Genomic DNA, 17,697 nt, shown 5'->3' on the forward strand with positions numbered 1-17,697 from the left:
ACTTTGCACCTATTGGATACGAGCCGTCCCTTGTCCTGTTTCACAAGTGAACACTGGGTGATCCTCATCTTCGTGCGGTGTTGCTGCAGACCTTTCAGGGCTTGCTCCCGGGGTAGGTTGGCGCTATCGCTCAGCCATGAGAGAGAGAGAACTTGAAGTTTCGAGCCTGGGGCATCGCGGCGATGGCATTGCGGTTACCGAAGACGGACAGATTTATGTAGCCGGCGCTTTGCCCGGCGAAACAGTCCTGGCGGACGTCGTCAACGGACGCGCCAAAAATCCACATTGGCAAACGACATCTCCGGACAGGATAGAACCCGTCTGCCGTCACTATGAAAAGTGCGGTGGCTGCGCCTTGCAACACCTGTCCGAAGCGCCTTATCTCGCCTGGAAACGGAGCCTTGTCGAAAAATCGCTCAGCGATCGCGGCATTGATTTTGCGGTACAAGACGTTGTCGCAGCGACTGTGGATGGACGACGCAGAGCTGTATTCACCGCGACAAGAGCCGGTCGGCACACTCTTTTGGGATACCACGAGAAGTCCAGTCACCGTCTGGTAGATGTTCACGAGTGCCCTGTTCTCGACCCGGACATTGTGCGTGCCCTGCCCGGCCTCAGGTCTCTGGCAGCGCAACTGCTGCCCAAGAAGGGCGAGCTGCGTCTTACCGTTCTTTCCACGACGGCAGGGCTCGATGTCGCAATTGAAAAGGCGGACAAAACGTATGAACGCAAGATCCCCTCACTGTCTCAAAAAACCGTGGAGCTTGACCTGGCGCGACTGACCGTCAATGGCGAAATTCTTCTTGAAACGCGGCCACCACTTCTCGACATGGGAGGAGTTGGAATTGTGGCCTCGCCCGGCGGATTCACTCAGGCCACACGGTCTGCCGAAGTTGCCCTTTCGAAGCTGGTGCTGGAGGGCATTGGAAAGACAAAATCGGTTGCGGACCTCTTTTCTGGCGTTGGAACCTTCGCGCTTCGTCTTGCGCGGGTTGCCAACGTCCATGCTGTCGAGGGTGACGCTGCTGCAATCTCCGCATTCGACAAGGCACTTCGAAAACCGCAAGGGCTAAAGAAGGTTACCTTCGAGAAACGCGATCTTTATCGACGACCGCTGGTTGCCCACGAACTCGAACCCTTCGACGCAGTCGTGTTCGATCCACCACGCGCCGGTGCGCAGGCGCAGGCTGAACAATTGGCAAACTCGAAGGTCAAAAAGGTGGTTGCCGTGTCTTGCAATCCAGCAACCCTGGCCCGCGATCTCCGGATCCTGATCGATAGTGGTTTTGTGCTGCAAACCGTCACACCGGTGGACCAGTTCGCCTATTCGCCCCATATTGAAGTGGTGGCGGTGCTGACACGGGAGTGAGCAATGAGCGCAACGGACGAGAACCTGAGACCGAGAGAACGTGATCTGTCACGTCCACCCATCCTGAAGCTCGCCCGCAGATCACGTTACGCCCTTGCCCAAGGGAGCCGTGTCGCGCTCTACACGCTCCACTCAGAGGCCATGCGGCGCATGAATCGACGCCTGCAGAAAGACCTACCCGATACACCTAAAGTCACGCCCGACGGGCCAGTACCGAGCCAACGGCGAATGCTTGCCGATATCCTGCGGCTCTTCACAGATGACCTGAGAGCCGTCGAAGACGGGCTGTATCCGATGCCGTCGGACGGCACCATGACACCCGGCGAGTTACTCGCCACAAGCCGAGCCTTTTTCAAGGACGTGCCGGAAGTTGCGCGCCGACGCGCGACAGGTGCACATCAGGAAGTGAATGAAAGCCCGGAAGGTTTCGCTGCTGCCCTGCCCCGCTACTACCGCCAGAATTTTCACTTCCAGACCGATGGCTGGCTTTCTGAGGACAGCGCCAAACTCTATGATTTCCAGGTAGATGTGCTTTTTTCCGGCGCAACAGCTGCCATGCGCCGCCGCGCGCTTGTTCCCTTTGCACACATCCTGAAGCGCAAGGATCAGCGCCATGTGGCTTACGTGGATTTGGCCTGCGGCACCGGGGGACTCCTGCGTCCAGCGCTCAAATCATTTCCGCGCCTGAAGGGCACCGGGCTCGACCTCTCCGAGCCCTATCTCAACGTTGCCCGCGACCGAGCAACGTCCCGGCGAGCCAGCTACGTCACGGCAATGGCTGAAGAGCTGCCTTTCGCGGACAATTCCCTGGACATCGTCTCTTGCGTGTTTCTCTTTCACGAATTACCTCCAAAGGTACGACGGCAAGTTATTGCGGAAGTTGCCAGAGTGCTCAAACCGGGCGGGTCCTTCCTTTTTGTAGACAGTCTTCAAACCGGTGATGTGCCAGATTATGACGGCCTGCTGTCGCTGTTTCCGCAACTTTTCCATGAACCCTATTACTCCTCATATCTGACAGAAGACCTGACTGGTCTTTGCTCAGCTCAGGGTTTGCAGGAGAGATGGATGGTTCCGGCATTCGTGTCGCGTGTGGCAGAGTACGTCAAAGGCAATTAGATTTTCAGGCTTACTGAAAATTTGCCTGTCATTACCTTGTGACTGAAAGTAATATGGCCTATATCCCCGAGCATGAGACTCGATCAATGGCTCTTGCAGACCGGGGAAAACCGCAGCGCATTCGCGCGACGGGCTAACTTGTCTCCCGCTTCTGTAACCGCCCTTTGCAATGACCCGAATGTCTGGGTCTCGCGGGACATGGCCCGCAAGATCGCCATTGCCACCAATGGCGAGGTTACACCCAACGACTTTCTCGGACTGTCTACAACCAAGGAGCATCCCGTGTCCCAGGCCCGTGTCGCAGAAGCAATCCGCGCGTTCGAACGTGGTGAAATGGTGGTCGTGACTGATGATGATGATCGCGAAAACGAAGGCGATCTGATTGTTGCAGCGTCCAAGATAACGCAGGAACAGATGGCCTTCATGGTCAGGCATACGTCTGGAATCATTTGTGCACCCATGACTGTTGCCCAGGCTCGCCGCCTGCGTTTGGACCCGATGGTTGCAGAAAACGATGCACCGCTCGCGACTGCTTTCACGATTTCCGTCGACTACCGGCACGGACTGACAACGGGCATCTCGGCCGAAGAGCGCAGCTCTACCGTACATGCCCTTGCCAACCCGAATGCCGCTGCCGAGGATTTTGTTCGGCCAGGCCATATTTTTCCACTCGTCGCCAAGGAAGGTGGTGTCATGATAAGGTCCGGTCACACGGAAGCCGCCGTCGACCTTTGCCGTTTGTCCGGGCTGGAGGAGGTCGGTGTCCTCAGTGAGCTCGTCAACGACGACGGTACCGTCAAGCGCGGCCAGCAGGTCGCCGAATTCGCGGCAGAATATGATCTGAAAATGGTGTCTGTTTCAGACCTCATCGCCTGGCGCCAGCGGACCGAGCGCATGGTCGAGAGGGTCAACGAACAACCCATAGACACCATCGCCGGCCCCGCCTATGCAATGACATTTTCAACGCCTTATGATCCGATGCATCACTTGGCGATTGTCTATGGCGATATCCTCGACGGGCGAAGCGTCCCTGTGCGCCTGCAACTTGAATCCGTGCTTGATGACGTTTTTGGCGAAACACAGCCTCTCGATCAGATTATGGAACACTTCGCCGAACGCGGGCGTGGGGTTATCGTCTATTTGCGGGAAGGCTCTGCGGGCGTGGCACGCCAATCGAAACGAACACGGTCGGACTTTGAGGCCGCCGATAATGAAGAGCATACTTCAGCACAGTCAAGGCAGGAGCAATGGCGAGAGATTGGCCTAGGCGCGCAGATCCTCAAGGATCTCGGTGTCAGTTCAATTCGTCTCTTGTCTTCCAGGGAACGGCACTATGTCGGCTTGGAGGGCTTTGATATTAAGATCGATGAAACGGAAATTCTCGACGGTTAAGCACGACGAGCTTCTCTCAGGTTCTCGATCCAGTGCGCAGGAAAAGGCTGAAAGGCAATTGCACGAAACCAAAGGTCCGGTTCCCTTTGCTATCGGCTACAATCGCAGCCAGGGCGAGGGTCTTGTCTATGGCTGCATGCTGCTGGGCCTGATCATGGTGGTGGTCGGCGTCGCAGCCGGCCTGCCGCTGCTTTCGCTAGCAGCGCTGGTACCGCTCGGTATTGCCTATTGGCACTATCCCATGGTCGAAAAGGGACACCCCCAGCTCGGCGCAAATGAAGACGGGCTTTTTGTCGAGCGGATCGGCTTCATAAACTGGGCTGCCGTCCATGAGATCGACATCAAGCGCACATCGGTTCGAAATATCATTCTTGTCTGCTTGGAAATCCAGTTGAATTGTCCGCTCAAAGAGGCAATCAAAAAAGATCAGGCCTTGCCGCCATGGAAGAAACTCATGCTTCGGAACTGGCGCTGCAGGCGAAACGAAACGGACCGCGACACAGTCATTGTCAATCTGCATACACTTGCGGCCGATCCCGATGAGATATTTCAGCGAATACGCCGCTATAAATCTGCTTAGCTGCGCAACCTGATTTTGCTCATAGAATTCAATTACCTACCCAAATTTCTCCTGTTTTTCTATCAGGTTAAGTCAAATTTACCTTAGCTGTTAACAGGCCATCCATAATGCTCGCGCAGACTGACCATCACTCTATTGCGCTGCAGCAACCGCTGCCAATGCGTCTTCTGTTGCCGGATGGGTCAGTCATGAATGATAAAGCGAAAAAAGTTGGTCTCGTCCTCCAGGGCGGAGGCGCACTCGGAGCCTATGAGGCTGGCGCGATCAAACGAATTTACGAACTCGGTTACCGGCCCGAGATCCTGACCGGGACGTCGATTGGCGCACTGAACGCAGCTGTGCTCGCAGCTCCCTTATATGGCGAAGCGCATGAAACGCTTCTGGAAATGTGGGACTATCTTGGCCATGAACATCCCTTTCCGCTCTTCCAGCACTACAACACCGCCTACACAAGTCTGGGGCACCCGCGTTTCTTCAAACTGCATGGCACCCTTTTCGGCATGGGTAGGCGGCCCAGCATCTATGATATCTCGCCCGCACTCGAAACGATGCAGCGCTATATCGACTTCGACCGGTTGAACGCGCCCGACGCGCCAACGGTGGTCGTGACAGCCACAAATGTGGTTTCAGGTGAAATTGAGCGGTTTTCAAACCGGACACACACTTTGACACCCGAGCACATCATGGCGAGCGGTGCTCTGCCCCCGAGTTTCCCGCCGATTGAAATTGACGGTGAGCACTATTGGGATGGCGGTATCTACGACAATACCCCCATCCAGTCCCTTGTGCGCATTCTAAACGAGCATGAGACTGCCCATCTACCAATCTTTGTGATCGAGCTTTTCGGCGCTCTTGGGGATGTGCCAAAAGATCTTGGCCAATCCATCGACCGAATGACCGAACTTGTATACGAAGACAAGTTCTGGAAGACCTTCGAAGGTCACGACAAGGCATATGAGTTTGCAGAGATGCTCTGGGACCTTGAACAGGATCTACCGGAAGATTCTCCTCTCCGGGAGCGTGATACTTTCAAGAGCCTCATGCGCCTCCGAGCAATTTCCCACATATTCACAATACCGGCAGAAAGAGCCGCGCTGCGCAATGTGATCGACTTCAGTCCTACGACCATCGGGAAGAGAATCGAAAGCGGCTATAAGTCCGCAGACTACGCGCTGGACAAAAACGCATTTCAAATCAACTACATCATCCACAACCGAATTCAGAGCGAAATCGATGCTGCATCCGCATCGAAGAAAAAGAGCAAGTCTCAACGCCGGAACACGGCAGCCTAGGGCACAGGCTCATTTATTTGTGCATTCAGCCCACACATTTGCTTTTCCGGCAGGAGTACAGACATGACCGGCTCAATTGAGAGCAGATACGATTCCGGCAACTATAAAGCCATGACCTTCGCAACGTCAGACGGTCTCTCTCTGACCTATCGCGTGTATGGAGAGAAAGTTCCTGGAAAACCCGCCATCATCGCGCTGCCGGGCCTGACCAGAAATATCCGCGATCTAGATCCCGCCGCCAATCTGCTGGCGAAAAATTTCAGGATCTACACACTGAATCTGCGCGGACGGGACACTTCGGATCACGACCCGAACTATTCCAACTACAACACAGTGGTTTACATCCGTGACATTTACGAGTTCTGGCAACACCTTGAAGAAGAGCCCGTTGTTCTGCTCGGATCATCACTTGGTGCGCTGCTCGCAATGCTTATGGTCGAAGATCATCCTGACATGCTGGCCGGAACCATCCTGAATGATTTGGGGGCCACAATCGAGACTGCCGGCATGGCCCGCATTTTTGGTTATGCGGGTAAGCTTCCTGATGAAGCAGATCTGTCGAAAGTTGTGGCGACCTTGAAAGAACATGTCGGTGCTCAATTCGAAGGCTTGAGCGACGCGGACTATGAGCGCATGGCAGTGTCGATGTATGGCTTGAAGGACGCTAAGTGGCATCACCGCTATGACGACAATCTTGGAAAAGCTCTTGCCGAAAACAAAGAGACACCCCGTGATCTTTGGGCTGCACATAGAAAAGCGGCAGAACTGAACTTGCCGGTTCTATCAATTCGCGGTGTTTTATCCGATGTAACCGCGCCTGCGACAATCAAGCAGATGCAGGACATCGCTCCGCGCATGACGGCTGTAGAAGTCTCGGGCCGGGGCCACTGTCCCATCCTTGACGAACCGGCCGCCCAACATGCCATTGTTGACTTCATGAACGGTATTTAGGCACCGGTTAGGCTCATTGGCGATGGACAAACGGTATCTCATCCTGGTCAACATGACCGGAGCGATCGGTATGATCATGATCGATCAAACGGTGATCGGGATTGCTCTCCCACCGCTGCAACGTGCCTTTGCGTTCGGCCCGATGGAGTTGCAGTGGGTTGTCAACGGATACACGCTTGCTCTTGCTGCCGCATTGATCTGTGCCGGTTGGGCAGGTGACAGATTTGGTCACTACCGCTCATTTACAGCAGGTGTTGGCCTTTTTACAGCTTCCTCCCTCCTTTGCGCGATCGCGCCAATCGGGGAGGTTTTCATTCTCGCAAGGATTGGCCAGGGCATTGGAGCAGCCCTCATGCAGCCAGCTGCAACTGCGATTGTCTTCGGCATTTTTCCGGCAGAACTGCGCGGCAGAGCTATGTCGATCTACGTTGGGAGCGGTTTGCTGTTTCTGGCCGCCGGTCCGCTGCTTGGCGGTTTTCTCGTCCAGCACCTGTCGTGGCACATGGTTTTCCTGATCAATGTTCCAATTGGACTGGTGACGTTCACAAGCGCAGTCTTGTTCAGCGGACACGCTCCCAAAGGCAGTGACATACCATTTGACTTTAAAGGGGCATTCTTGCTTGTCGCCGGAATTCTCACGCTGACAATTGCTATTCAAAGCTTCGGTGACGGAACCATGGCGGTGTCGATTTCGCTCGCCCTTGCGGTTGCCGGATTGCTTGCTCTTGGCGTTCTGCCTTTCCGCAAACCCGCACCAGGGGCATCGATCATCGACTTTTCAATGTTCAAGAGCCGTGTATTTTTCGGCTGTGGCATTGTCTTGTTCTGTATCCAGTTCGCGATGCTCGGACAGGTCGTCTACGGCGCTGTCTTCATTCAAAACGTGCTTGCCTTTTCCCCATTTCAAACCGGCCTTTCCATGATGCCGGTGGTGCTCACGATCATAGTGATGGCACAGGTTTCGGGGTATCTGTTTGACAAAGTCCCTTTCAGGCTACTTGCCGTAACCGGGACACTTGCCATCTCGGCAGGCTTCTTCTCGCAAGCCGTCGTTCTTGAGCTGAACAACATCATCTGGCTGGTCCCAGGCATGATGCTGATTGGGTTTGGGCTTGGCCTTCTGGCAAGCACCGTCACCACGGAAGGGTTGTCACACGTATCCCAAACACAGCGCGCCACCGCGTCGGCGATATTGCAAACGCTGAGGCAGACAGGGGGCGTGTTCGGAATTGCCTGCATCGGCTCCGTTATCAATCTCATTGAAAAAAACCGGATTTCAATGGTTGCGGAAAAGCTGGAGCCGGTCGCTGACAAACGCCAAGAGCTGCAGCTGCTTCTTTTCCAATCAGAGCAGGCGCAGACCAAAGCAACTGATCAGCTTCGAGACCACTGGCCGCAAGCTCTTGCCGAACTCAAAGACATCACAACGGAAGCCATCGCCGCTGGCTATTACCTGGGAGCGGGCGTGGTGCTTCTGGCAGCAATATTTTCGATTTGGTCTTTCTCGCAAAAGGCCAAATCTGAAACAGTACCCGATACACTTGAGCAGAGGTAAAAAAAACCCGGGCTTCCCGCCCGGGTTTTCTGCTTGATTTCCTTCTGAAACCTACATCAGTTTTTCCTTGAAAAACGCCACCGTCCGGTCCTCTGCCAGTCTCGCTGCTGCTTCGTCGAAACGCGGCGTCGTATCGTTATGGAAGCCGTGGTTTACGCCCGGATACATATGCGCAACATACTCCTTGCCATTGGCTTTGAGAGCCTCCTCATATGCGGGCCAGCCCGCATTGATACGTTCATCCAGCTCGGCAAACTGCAACATCAGTGGTGCTTCGATCTTTGCTACGTCTGCCGGGTCCGGCTGGCGCCCGTAAAACGGTACTCCGGCGGCAAGTTCTGGATAAGCGACCGCGATTGCATTGACGACACCACCACCATAGCAGAAGCCAACCGCTCCGACTTTGCCTGTGCTGTCATCGTTGTTCAGCAGGAATTCAAATCCGGCAAAGAAGTCATTGAGCAATTTCTCCCGGTCGACCGTGCGCTGAAGTTCGCGTCCCTTGTCGTCGCTGCCGGGATAACCGCCTACGGACGTCAAACCGTCAGGCGCCAGTGCCATGAAACCGGCCTTGCCAAGTCTTCGGGCGACGTCTTCTATGTAGGGGTTCAGACCCCGATTTTCATGGATCACAAGCACGGCCGGAAGCTTACCGGTTGCTCCGGCCGGCTTCACCAGATAGCCGTTCACCTCGCCATGGCCGTTCGGCGACGGATATGTGATGCGCTCCGTCACAATCGAGGCATCGTCAGGCTCTACCTGCTGCGCAAGCGCATAGTTTGGCGAGAGCTGACTGAGCAGCATCGTTGCAGTTACTCCACCAACCGCAAACTTGGCTGCTCCGCTCAAGAACTCACGCTTGGTTATTTTGCCATGAGCGTAATAATCGTAAAGATCCAGCAATTCCTGGGGGAAATCCTTGGCCGTCATGCGGCGCACCGGTGTCATGTCATTCATGTCCATGCTCCCTGAAAATTCGGGCTTTCTGCCCTCAGGCAACTAGAAGCCTCATTCTCGAGATCCAGCTTGCGCACCCAAGAATTGTGTAACGCTTTGTATCAATCGGCGCACCAGACGAACAAATGACGACTGGGAACCAAACTCATACATGAGGTTTCACGCTGAAAATCTCCTCAAGCCAATGGCTGACGGTTTTCATGCGCGCAAGTGACGCCTGATCGGCGTGCTGCAGCAGCCAGACTTCGCGCAATAATTCTGGTTCGGTCTTCGCCAGCCTGGAAAGGCGCTCATCCTTCTCTGCGATAAGTGTTGGCAATGCCGACTTGCCCAATCCCGCCGCCACAGCTTCGATCACCCCTTCAAGATCATAGGGCCGAACGTTCGAAAGCTCGCCTTTTGTCGAAGAGCCGTTCTCCGCCACCCAGCGGGCCTGAGGCAGAAAGCTCATGTCCTCGTGGTACTGAACCCAGGGCAGGTCCATCGACCTATTAAATGAGGGCGAATAGATCGCATGGTTCAGCACCGCAATCCTTTTCGCCTTGACATTGTGCCCGCCCTCGCCCGGACGACCGAGCCGAATTGCCATATCTGTTTCGCGCTTCGGCAGGCTAACATTGCGCCCTTCAGAGGCCAGGTGCAGCTCAATACCCGGGTGTTTGGACGCAAACTCGCTGGCACGCGGTATCAGCAAGCTGTTGACCACCACAGGCACCGAGGAAATGCGAACAATGCCTTCCTCGGCAAACCGCGCACCGGTCAGGTCTTCATCCAGTTTCACGAGGGCCGTTTCGGCCATTTCCACATGCTGCACTGCCTTTTGACCAGCCCGCGTCAGCGTGAGCGCACCTCCTGACGAACGCTCCAGAAATGCAACACCGGTTTCGTCTTGAAGCGCCGCAAGGCGGCGCGAGACCGTGGTTGCATCGACGCCGAGCCTTTGAGCAGCTTCGACAAGCGTGCCAGCGCGATAAAAGGCCAGCAAAAATTTAAGGTTCTCCCAGTTCATGTCTGCATTCTTGCAGACTGACTATGCAAAATCGAGCGTTTACCTGCGTGTTTGCATGCCTCAGAACTCATTGTCACTTGAAGGGCTGGAACACTATGCAGGCACTTGCCGACTGGATTGGGCTACCACCGTCTCTCTTTATGATTTCGCTGGCCGTTGCCTTCCTCGCTGGCGCTGTGCGCGGGTTTACCGGTTTCGGACTTTCGGCTGTCGTGATGGCAAGCATGGTGGTGTTTCTGCCTCCCGTAGACCTGATACCGATTTGCTTCTTGCTAGAGACGACCGCAAGCCTCGTGATGTTCCGCGGCGGCTTCAGGGATGCAGACAGGCGAATGTCCCTCACACTTGCCGCCGGAAGTGCCGTCGGCACACCGCTGGGACTGCTGGCCACAACGTCAATTCCCTCTGAAATTTCAAAAGCCGTTGCTCTTACGCTTGTGCTGGCGCTGTCGGTCTTTCAGTTCTTCAAAGTAAATCTGAAGCTGTTCGAGATACGCGGCGCGTTATCTGTAACGGGAATTGTCTCCGGCATCGCCACTGGGCTTGCGTCTGTTGGCGGGATGGTCATCGCGCTTTACGTTCTTGGCACTGCGCATGAGGCGCGAAAGATGCGTGCCTCTTTAGTGCTGTACCTGTTCGCGAGCATGGCGGTGTCATTCGTCGCACTGCTCTATTTTGATGTTCTGAACGAGACGTCTCTCAAACGCGGTATTGCTTTGGCACCTGCCGTTCTGGTCGGCGTCTATGTTGGAAGCCGCCTCTTCAGCCAAAGGCTGCAAAGTGCCTATAAGAGCTTTTGTCTCGGGCTCTTGATCATGCTGTCCTGCGCGGGTGTCTTGAGGCTTTTTCTCACATAGTGGACAAGACCAGCCAACGAGTCAGCCGACCTGGCCCCGGTGCCGCAGGAAGTGGTCCGCCAAAACGCACGCCATCATGGCCTCTCCGACCGGAACGGCACGAATGCCAACACAGGGGTCGTGACGGCCCTTGGTCATCACGTCAACCTCTTCACCCTGCCGGGTGATCGACTTGCGTTCTGTCAGGATGGACGATGTCGGCTTTACGGCAAACCGGACAACCAGGGGGTCACCGTTGGAGATCCCTCCCAGCACACCGCCAGCATTGTTGGTCAGGAAGACCGGTTGCCCGACGTCATTGACCCGGATTTCGTCAGCATTCTCTTCCCCAGTCAAAGTAGCCGCATCAAAACCATTGCCGACCTCGACACCCTTGACTGCATTGATCGACATCATCGCAGCCGTAAGATCAGTGTCGAGTTTTCCGTAGATGGGCGCTCCCCATCCAACAGGAACACCCTCGGCGACCACTTCAATTACGGCACCGACCGAGGACCCCGCTTTTCGAACTCCGTCAAGATAGTCGGCCCAAAATGCAGCCGCCTGCTTGTCGGGTGCGAAAAATGCATTGTTTGCGATTTCCGCCCAATCCCAATTGTTGCGGTCAACCTTGTGTGGACCAACCTGGACCAAGGCACCTCGAATGGTAACGCCCTGCAAAACTTTCCTCGCAACCGCTCCCGCTGCAACCCGCATGGCGGTCTCGCGAGCAGAAGAACGGCCGCCGCCGCGATAGTCACGGATCCCGTATTTTGCGTCATACGTGAAGTCAGCATGTCCGGGTCGGAAACGGTCCTTGATTTCCGAATAGTCCTTTGACCGTTGATCCGTGTTTTGAACCATCAAGGAGATCGGCGTTCCGGTGGTCTTCTGCACACCGTCCTCATCGACCATGACACCAGAGAGAATTTTGACTTCATCAGGCTCACGTCGCTGGGTAGTGAAACGGGACTGGCCAGGCTTGCGCTGATCCATATATCCTTGAATGTCGATTTCAGTGAGCGGGACAAGCGGCGGACAGCCGTCAATCACGCAGCCGATTGCCGGTCCATGGCTTTCGCCCCACGTAGTGACACGGAATAGGTGGCCAAAACTGTTATGCGACATGGTAAGTATCCGGAAATATCAGGAAAATCGTCAGGCGCTGAGCGATACGCCATCAGAGGATCAAGCTCAAGCCCATCGCCCGAGACAACAGGCGATTTCGCGCTATTGCCACTGGCTGCTTCAAAATCGATTGAAAACGGATAGCTGCCCGCAAGTCACCTAGTGTTCCATTGCGGTTCTCAATCTATGGTTTACTGCCATTTGATTGCACAGGAAAAAAATCTATACCAGATTTGCCAATCCTTAAGGCTCTATCGGTATTACTTTGGGAACTGGGGCTAATATGAGACACAGAAGTGCGCATTCGGGGTTGGCTAACAGGTTTGATGGTTTTTCTGCTGGCGCCCTGCCTGCTGTTCGCCTCGCTGTGGTTCAAAAACAAATTTGAAAACGTCGAAGCCATTGATCAAAGTCTGCGCGGACTGCATCTCATTCAAGCGCTTGGCCCGCTTGTGCAAGAAAAATCCGTCACTGGCTCTCTCGGCAAAGTTCCCCCGAACCTCAGGCAAGAACTGATCGATTTCGGTGGCGAAAACCTTGCTGACCCTCTTACAAGCCAACTCGATATTTTCCTCAACGAACCCGATGTGAAGACATCTCTCGGGTACGCACAGGAACTGAGTGTGAGTATTTCCCGCGTTGCAATGCTCGACATGTCGGTATCCTACGAGGCTTCGACGCTCCCGAACCTGGTCAACAACCTGCTTTTTTCGGTGATCATCGAGTCTTCCAAGATGACCGACGATGCCCGCAGACTGTTCACACGCAAGAAGGTCAACGTCTGGGAGAAGATGTTGATCACCGTACAGGGTGGGAAATTCAAGGCTGCCGCTGATACAGCCTCACAAATCACGGCAAACTTCATCGACAAGCTGGAGGGACCGGGTTCTGCGGCGCTGCAAAGCAAGACGCAACTTTTCCGGCAGGCTAATTTCGCCTTCCAATCGGAAGGCAGCAAACTTCTTCGATCAACGATCCTTGCAAAGACCGGCAAGGATGTCGCCGCAGGCCCGATCGCCGAGGTGCATCCGGAACTGATGCTTGCAACACTGGCACTTTGGCAGTCGAGCCTGGACTATCTCAATGGCGATCTGGTCAAGCGACGGACCGAAATGCAGCTCGACGTTCTTCTCGCCGGACTGATCGGCGCGCTTGTGATTGTCGCGGCCTTTGCAATTTCCGTTGCTTTGACAAGGGCACTCGCGGAACGGACCCAACAGGAAATCGAAAGCCTCGGCTATCACGACCCGCTTACCGGCCTGCCAAATCGTCGTGCGCTTCTCAAAAGAATAAAGACACTTCCCGAACCGGCCCCGAATGCGCGATACGGGTTGCTGTTGCTCGATTTGCGGCAATTCAAGAAGGTCAATGATCGTTTCAGTGATCAATGCGGGGATTCGATCCTAAGAAGTGTTGCCGGGCAGCTCGGTGAAATCGCGGATCCGGAAGACTTCCTGAGTCGCACGGGCGGCACGGAATTCCTGCTGTTCAGGCCAGAGCTGACGGACGCAGGAAAGTTCAAAGAGTTTGCCGAAGAACTGATTCAGGAAATCCGAAAAGAACGGTTTGTTGCCGATCAGAAGGTCAAGATCGAAGCGAATGTCGGCCTTCTTATAAGCCGGCGAGGCGATTGCCTTACAAGCCACACCCTGACAGATGCGGCCCTTGCGTTGAGGTCCGCCAAACAGAAGGGCTACAGTACCTTCGATCTCTTCACGCCGGAAATGCGCGCAGCCTTTGAGGAACACGGCGAAATTGCCAAGGAATTGCTCAAGGCCATCGAAGAAGGCGTCATCCTGCCGTGGTATCAGCCGCAAATCGATATTCACACGGGTGAGATCGTTGGTGCGGAAGCATTGGTTCGCTGGATCGACCACGACGAGGTGCGCTATCCAGGTTCATTTTTGCCTGCAGCAGTCGAAGCCGGCTACATGGAGCTCATCGAAACGACGGTGCGCACCAACGCCCTTCGCCTTGCCGACAATCTCAGTGGCCGAACACAACGGAATTTCCACCTTGGCCTGAATGTATCCGCCAGTCTTCTGGCCAGCGCGGAGGCGGTCGACGCACTCTACAAACAAGTCCGTGACATGGGGCTGGAACCGGCAACCGTCAGCCTTGAGATATTGGAGGCGGTCATGATCGACGAGATCACCGCCGCGCCTATCAAGGAAAACATCGCGCGCCTGTCCGACCTCGGCTTCCACATCGAGCTGGACGATTTCGGTACCGGGCACTCAAGCATTTCAAGCTTGAGGGATCTTAAGGTCGATCGCGTAAAAATCGACCGGAGCTTCATTTCCGGGGTCGATCACAAGCCTGCCCTGCAGAAGTTTACCAGTGCCTTGATAAACCTTGCCAAGAGCCTTGATATCAGCGTCCTGGCAGAGGGTGTCGAAACGGAAGCCGAACGACAGTGGTTGCTGGAAAACGGCTGCGATGTCATTCAGGGCTTCCTGATTTCCAAGGCCGTCCCAGAAGACGAGCTGGCAACGCTCATCCTCAAGCAGAATTTTTCTGTTAAGGCACAGCTGCCCGACCAAAAGTCGATCCGCTCGGTCCGTTCCCGGTAGTCGTTTCTACGGAGCGCTGAGCGCCGCTTCACGCTCCTTGAACTCGGCCGCCGCCATGGAAAATCCGCCATTTGCGCCGTCAATGAAATGGATGTGCTGGCTTTTGCCGATATCCTCGACGAAACAGGTCATCAAAGCAGCATCCGAGACGTGCATGCCAAACACGGCTTCCCTGGCCTTGTAGGCCTTTGCAAGACTGTCCCTGATTGCCGCCAACTGTTCAGCAGTGACATCCAGCACGAGCTGAAGGCTGTCCCCGATCTTGCGATGATCGGAGTTCAGGCTGAGTTCGTTGAAGTATTTCTTCGGATCAAAAGGCCCCACCCGCCTGCCGGTGGCATAACCATAGACGAAAAACACGCATTCAAGGAGTGCCATCGACCATCCCCTGAACGTCTTGCCGGCGGATGTCAGATTGACTTCCAGTTTGAGACCACGAGGTGGAAATCTGAATTTCAGCCGGGGTTCTTCAGCCAGTTTTGTTCTTGCGTCGTCTATCAGTGGATTGAAGCCAATGACGCCGGCAACATCGTTCATGATTTCCGGGAGCGATTTGCGTCCGGTTGGTTTGACAATCAATGACACAATATGCCCGTTCTGTGCAGGAAGCGGTTCCCATCGACAGGACAAACCATCCAAGGGTGGCAGCTGCGTGTTTTCCTGTGATACGGTGAACGGCGCACAAGCGTCAGGATCCTTCAGGATCCGGTCGGCCATTGCCAGACCATCACCCACAATCATCGCAAGGTGATTGCCTGGGCTCAGTCGGTATTTGCGCAATCGAATGTCGCCCCCGAGCTCCCGGATGTGGGCAACGGGGATCGCAGCTGCACGCAATTCAAGTTCCATGACCTGTCGGGCTAGATCCGCAACCCCTGCCAGCGCTTCCCGACCGGCTGCGACTTCGCTTGCCGGAACAACCAGCATTGCACCATCGCCACCGAAGACAAAAGGGACCCGCTCTCTGCCGACACAATTGAGCACAGCAGCCACGACGGCAGCGCCAACCATGTTGACGTCCTTGTATCGCCCCTCGGCAACAGCATCGCTCGAACGGACGATGTCTGCCGCAAGAACACACCAGTCGTCTGGGACCGGGCGGTAATCCTTCAAATCAGCAACGGTGCTGAAGTCGGAAAAACTCGGCAATTCACTGTAAAAATCATCTGCAGACACGATTTCTGCCCCTGTAACCTTTGGTAGGCTACGTTGCTAAGCGCGTTGCCGATCAGGCGACCGGCCCGGTCTTGGTCAAATATTTGTGTTTCGGCAGTCGAATTTTGAAGAGTGCCTGGACAAGAGTTGCGTTCAAAAGAGCCGTCGGTCCAACCCTGGCTTTGCCCTCTGCAGGATCCTGCCCGCCAGGTCTTGGAGCTAGATTTCTTCAAACGCGCCGCGGCGCCAGACAAAGATCTTGTCTTGAGGGACATCCAGTTTCGGTATCCGCTTGGTGTCCAACCCTTCAAGGTGACCACGCAACACGCGGAACACGCCACCATGTGAGACGACGACTGTCGGGCGGTTGACCGTTTTCAGCCAAGCGCCGATCCGCTCCGAAAGCATTTTGTAGCTTTCGCCATCAGGGGGGACAAATCTCCACTTGTCGGCCCGCCGCTGAAGGATCAAATCCTGCTCTTCGTCGGCCAACTCTTCCAAGGTGAAACCTTCCCACGCACCAAAGGTGATTTCCTTCAGCTGATCATCAAGCCTGTAGGTTTCCGCATCGAGTTCCAGCGCCTGACGCATCAACTCCATCGTGGCCCTTGTGCGGCCGAGAGGCGAACTAACGAAATCCAGAGACTGGTGACTGATGCCTTCTGCTTCCAGAAAGGATTTCAGGCGAGCGCCATTGCCGGTTGCCTGCCCCTTCCCCGTTGCGTTGAGAGGAATGTCCATATGACCTTGCATACGTCCTTCGAAGTTCCAGTCTGTCTGTCCGTGGCGAACAAAAACCAGAAACTCAGGGTCATGTAGCTTGGGCAGGACGCTCGAAACCGGATTTGGAATGGCGGTTGTCATAAAAGATCCAGAACAAAATTTGGGCTTGGCAGCGGGAAGACCGCGCAAAGAAAAATGGCCGGACTAAGCCGGCCATTGATCCAATTCAGTCTTTTACGACCGATATATCGGGAGCATCCACTGCCTTCATTCCAACGATGTTGTAGCCGCAATCAACGTGCTGGATTTCTCCGGTAACCCCGCGACCGAGGTCGGACAGCAGGAACAGGGCACTATCGCCAACTTCCTCAATTGTCACGGTGCGGCGCAGAGGTGAATTGTACTCATTCCACTTCAGAATATAGCGGAAGTCACCGATACCAGATGCAGCAAGTGTTTTGATCGGACCGGCCGAAATCGCGTTGACACGAATGTTCTGCGGACCAAGATCCATTGCTAGGTATTTGACGCTCGTCTCCAGCGCTGCCTTTGCAACACCCATGACGTTATAGTGTGGCATGACTTTTTCAGCGCCATAATAAGTCAGCGTCAGGATCGATCCGCCATCGGCCATCAACTTCTCTGCTCGCTGTGTCACGGCGACCAGCGAATAGCAGGAAATGTCCATGGTGCGTGCAAAGTTGTCCGAACTCGTCTCGACAAATCGCCCGGTCAGCTCAGCCTTGTCGGAAAAAGCGACGGCATGAACGAGGAAGTCGATTTTACCCCACTTGTCTTCAAGCGTCTTGAAGACTTCGTCAATCGAAGCTGCGTCGGTTACGTCGCAATGTCCAGCAACAATGGCTCCCAACTGATCTGCCAGCGGCTCAACACGCTTCTTCAGGGCATCACCCTGATAGGTGAGAGCCAGCTCCGCGCCAGCATCCGCCAGTGCTTTGGCGATGCCCCAGGCGATTGATTTGTTGTTTGCCACGCCCATGATCAGGCCACGTTTGCCATTCATCAGTCCGCGCGTTTCCGCCATCGTCATCTCCGAAAAG

The 17,697-nt window shown here is 55.0% G+C and carries 15 protein-coding genes; 9 read left to right on the forward strand and 6 right to left on the reverse strand.

Annotated features, from left to right (window positions below; translation table 11 throughout):
- Positions 1 to 136: 136 nt before the first annotated feature.
- The 7 genes from K1718_RS22080 (at position 137) to K1718_RS22110 (ending at position 8,255) form a co-directional block, all read left to right on the forward strand.
- A complete protein-coding gene (locus tag K1718_RS22080) occupies positions 137 to 1,369 on the forward strand; it encodes a class I SAM-dependent RNA methyltransferase (RefSeq protein WP_265680831.1) in 1,233 nt (410 codons plus the stop codon).
- Between the two features lie 3 nt (positions 1,370 to 1,372).
- The gene (locus tag K1718_RS22085) at positions 1,373 to 2,485 is read left to right on the forward strand and encodes a class I SAM-dependent methyltransferase (RefSeq protein ID WP_265680830.1); all 1,113 of its coding nucleotides are present in this window, start codon (positions 1,373 to 1,375) and stop codon (positions 2,483 to 2,485) included.
- 72 nt (positions 2,486 to 2,557) lie between these two features.
- Positions 2,558 to 3,877, forward strand: coding sequence for a 3,4-dihydroxy-2-butanone-4-phosphate synthase (ribB, locus tag K1718_RS22090; protein ID WP_265680829.1), 1,320 nt, complete (start codon positions 2,558 to 2,560; stop codon positions 3,875 to 3,877).
- The gene (locus K1718_RS22095) at positions 3,852 to 4,457 is read left to right on the forward strand and encodes a hypothetical protein (RefSeq protein ID WP_265680828.1); all 606 of its coding nucleotides are present in this window, start codon (positions 3,852 to 3,854) and stop codon (positions 4,455 to 4,457) included. Before ribB ends, K1718_RS22095 begins: the two co-directional genes overlap by 26 nt.
- Positions 4,458 to 4,645: 188 nt before the next feature.
- Positions 4,646 to 5,749 carry a patatin-like phospholipase family protein gene (locus K1718_RS22100; protein WP_173006119.1) on the forward strand — a complete coding sequence of 368 codons (1,104 nt, stop codon included), beginning with the start codon at positions 4,646 to 4,648 and terminating at the stop codon, positions 5,747 to 5,749.
- Between the two features lie 63 nt (positions 5,750 to 5,812).
- Positions 5,813 to 6,700, forward strand: a complete 888-nt coding sequence (locus K1718_RS22105; protein WP_265680827.1) for an alpha/beta fold hydrolase — start codon at positions 5,813 to 5,815, stop codon at positions 6,698 to 6,700.
- Between the two features lie 22 nt (positions 6,701 to 6,722).
- A complete protein-coding gene (locus tag K1718_RS22110) occupies positions 6,723 to 8,255 on the forward strand; it encodes an MFS transporter (protein WP_265680826.1) in 1,533 nt (510 codons plus the stop codon).
- A gap of 51 nt (positions 8,256 to 8,306) precedes the next feature.
- Here the strand turns inward: K1718_RS22110 and yghX are convergent, their stop codons facing one another.
- Positions 8,307 to 9,194: a YghX family hydrolase gene (yghX, locus tag K1718_RS22115; RefSeq protein ID WP_152504403.1), complete on the reverse strand. Its 888-nt coding sequence runs from the start codon at positions 9,192 to 9,194 to the stop codon at positions 8,307 to 8,309.
- A 163-nt stretch (positions 9,195 to 9,357) separates the two neighbouring features.
- Complete coding sequence (locus K1718_RS22120) at positions 9,358 to 10,221, reverse strand: LysR family transcriptional regulator (RefSeq protein ID WP_265680825.1); 864 nt, start codon at positions 10,219 to 10,221, stop codon at positions 9,358 to 9,360.
- A 95-nt stretch (positions 10,222 to 10,316) separates the two neighbouring features.
- Between K1718_RS22120 and K1718_RS22125 the strand changes: the two genes are divergently transcribed.
- The gene (locus K1718_RS22125; protein WP_209006674.1) at positions 10,317 to 11,078 is read left to right on the forward strand and encodes a sulfite exporter TauE/SafE family protein; all 762 of its coding nucleotides are present in this window, start codon (positions 10,317 to 10,319) and stop codon (positions 11,076 to 11,078) included.
- Between the two features lie 21 nt (positions 11,079 to 11,099).
- On the opposite strand, the gene aroC is transcribed toward K1718_RS22125, so the two are convergent.
- Positions 11,100 to 12,185: a chorismate synthase gene (gene aroC / locus K1718_RS22130; protein ID WP_152503010.1), complete on the reverse strand. Its 1,086-nt coding sequence runs from the start codon at positions 12,183 to 12,185 to the stop codon at positions 11,100 to 11,102.
- Positions 12,186 to 12,511: 326 nt separating this feature from the next.
- Between aroC and K1718_RS22135 the strand changes: the two genes are divergently transcribed.
- On the forward strand, positions 12,512 to 14,758 hold the full coding sequence (locus K1718_RS22135; RefSeq protein WP_285806038.1) for a putative bifunctional diguanylate cyclase/phosphodiesterase: 2,247 nt from the start codon (positions 12,512 to 12,514) through the stop codon (positions 14,756 to 14,758).
- Positions 14,759 to 14,764: 6 nt separating this feature from the next.
- Here K1718_RS22135 and K1718_RS22140 read toward each other — a convergent pair whose 3' ends face one another.
- The 3 genes from K1718_RS22140 to fabI form a co-directional block, all read right to left on the reverse strand.
- Positions 14,765 to 15,934, reverse strand: a complete 1,170-nt coding sequence (locus K1718_RS22140; RefSeq protein ID WP_265680824.1) for a DUF3095 family protein — start codon at positions 15,932 to 15,934, stop codon at positions 14,765 to 14,767.
- A 198-nt stretch (positions 15,935 to 16,132) separates the two neighbouring features.
- Positions 16,133 to 16,777, reverse strand: a complete 645-nt coding sequence (locus K1718_RS22145; protein ID WP_152503012.1) for a histidine phosphatase family protein — start codon at positions 16,775 to 16,777, stop codon at positions 16,133 to 16,135.
- An 85-nt stretch (positions 16,778 to 16,862) separates the two neighbouring features.
- A complete protein-coding gene (gene fabI, locus K1718_RS22150) occupies positions 16,863 to 17,681 on the reverse strand; it encodes an enoyl-ACP reductase FabI (RefSeq protein WP_152503013.1) in 819 nt (272 codons plus the stop codon).
- Positions 17,682 to 17,697 lie beyond the last annotated feature (16 nt).

It is taken from the genome of Roseibium porphyridii (assembly GCF_026191725.2).
Taxonomy (GTDB): Bacteria; Pseudomonadota; Alphaproteobacteria; order Rhizobiales; family Stappiaceae; genus Roseibium; species Roseibium porphyridii.